The sequence below is a fragment of the Allosphingosinicella sp. genome, assembly GCF_036387215.1.
Taxonomy (GTDB): domain Bacteria; phylum Pseudomonadota; class Alphaproteobacteria; order Sphingomonadales; family Sphingomonadaceae; genus Allosphingosinicella.
This window is the reverse complement of the sequence record NZ_DASVUE010000304.1, coordinates 1-1,679: the sequence shown is the minus strand read 5'-3', so window position 1 is coordinate 1,679 and position 1,679 is coordinate 1. Positions and strand designations below refer to the sequence as shown.

At 65.0% G+C, this 1,679-nt stretch carries 3 protein-coding genes and 1 tRNA gene; 3 read left to right on the top strand and 1 reads right to left on the bottom strand.

What is annotated here, in order from left to right:
• A partial coding sequence (locus VF662_RS12335; protein WP_464141605.1) for an aminotransferase class IV occupies positions 1-454 on the top strand: 454 nt, incomplete at its 5' end.
• 48 nt (positions 455-502) lie between these two features.
• Positions 503-577 (top strand) — tRNA-Gln (locus tag VF662_RS12330).
• Between the two features lie 253 nt (positions 578-830).
• Here the strand turns inward: VF662_RS12330 and VF662_RS12325 are convergent.
• Positions 831-1,385: a GNAT family N-acetyltransferase gene (locus VF662_RS12325; RefSeq protein WP_464141603.1), complete on the bottom strand. Its 555-nt coding sequence runs from the start codon at positions 1,383-1,385 to the stop codon at positions 831-833.
• Between the two features lie 106 nt (positions 1,386-1,491).
• Here VF662_RS12325 and VF662_RS12320 point away from each other — a divergent pair.
• A partial coding sequence (locus VF662_RS12320; RefSeq protein ID WP_464141600.1) for a DUF6916 family protein occupies positions 1,492-1,679 on the top strand: 188 nt, incomplete at its 3' end.

Here is a 1,679-nt window from a genome sequence, read left to right as displayed (position 1 = left end):
GTGGCGGCGGCCTGCGCCCTATACGGCTCCAACCCAGTCCAAGGCCGCTGGCCTCTACATGATATGCACGTTGTCGCGACACCATGCGCAGGCGAAGGGCTATGATGACGCCCTGATGTTCGATTGGCGCGGGCAGGTGGCCGAAGCGACCGGCGCCAACGCCTTCTTCGTGAAGGGCGGCACGATCCACACGCCGACGCCCGATTGCTTCCTCGACGGGATCACCCGCCGCACCGTTATGGACCTTGCCCGCCGCCGCGGCATCGAGGTGGTCGAGCGCCCGATCTGGCCGGAGGAGCTAGAAGGCTTCGAGCAATGCTTCCTCACGGGAAGCGCGGCCGAAGTCACTCCGGTGGCGCAGGTGGGGCCATGGAACTTCGAAGTGGGCGATCTGACGCTGCAGCTCCGCAAGGACTATCTTGATCTCGCCAACCGGCGGATTTCAAACAGCTAAGGCTTTCTTTCGGGCAGGCCGGGCGCTAAGCGCCCGTTCGCGCCATGCTGGGGCGTCGCCAAGTGGTAAGGCACCGGTTTTTGGTACCGGCATTCGCAGGTTCGAATCCTGCCGCCCCAGCCAACCGAATCCTCTGTTTTTCGGCTGGACCGCATCGCAACACGGTCTTGAGGTGGGGCTGGAGGTCGATCCCTCTCGTCGGCTCGGGGGGGTCCGCGAGCGAGCAGCCGGTCTTGCGGAGCTGAACCGTCATCAGGAATGGTTTTGCCCGTAACTGGCGAAGACTCCGCGCCGCCGCACGAGCGGGCGCAAAGGACGAATATATCGAGTGAAACTCGTCGTGCGGGGCCGGTGTCTCGCCGAGGGGCGACGGAGCTTAGGCCGGGCGCCAGCGCATGGCTTGGCGCAGCCCGTCCCCGTCCCTTGAATCCTCGAAACCCAGGCGGAGATACAAGGCGCGTGCGCGTGGATTTCCAGCCAGGACCGTCAGGTCCACCGCCTCAGCGCCCGCCGAAGCCGCGCTCGCCTGCACCCATTGGATGAGCGCGGCCCCGAGGCCCTGTCCCCGTGCACCGACCGCCAGGATGATGTCGATCAGGCGCCACGCCTTGCTTTTGCGCTCGACGGAGAGGCGGCCGATGTCGCGCGCCGTCCCGTCCAGCCGTTGCGACACGATCCAGAAGTCGCCGCGCGGAAAACGGCGGACATAGTCGGCATGCTGGAGGGAGAATTGGCTCGCGCAGAAGGCAGCTTTCTCGGCAGCCGACCAGGGCGCGGCGAGGAGCTCGGCTGCGCGCGTGCCGGCATAGAGGCGGCCAAGGAAGGGCAGGTCCGTCGCGGTCGCCGTCCGCAGCGTCACGCCTAATTGTGCGAGCCGTTCGCAGATCGGCGGGATCGAGCCCTTTTCCGACGGGAAAGGGTCAAGTAGCATGGCCTCCATCACTGCCTTCCGTTCCTTGCTATCGCCTGTCTATTTCTGACCCGGCATTGTGGCAGCGGAGGCGGCCTGGCAAAAGCCTTAGTAAAAGGGGGAAGAAATGCATCTGCTGGAGCCTGAGGACTTTCAAGCCTGGGTCGGCAAAAAGGTGAAGGTGAACACCGCGCCAAAGCCGGTCGAAGTGACGCTCCAGCGGATCGAGGTGACGCCCCGCTTCCCGCAGGCGATGGACTTTCGCCAACCCTTCTCCTTGTTCTTCGAAGCGCCGCTCGACGTGTTCCTGCTCGA

Excerpts from the sequence above, each read along its gene's own strand:
- VF662_RS12325 (WP_464141603.1), bottom strand. The coding sequence starts at position 1,385 with ATGCTACTTGACCCTTTCCCGTCGGAAAAGGGCTCGATCCCGCCGATC.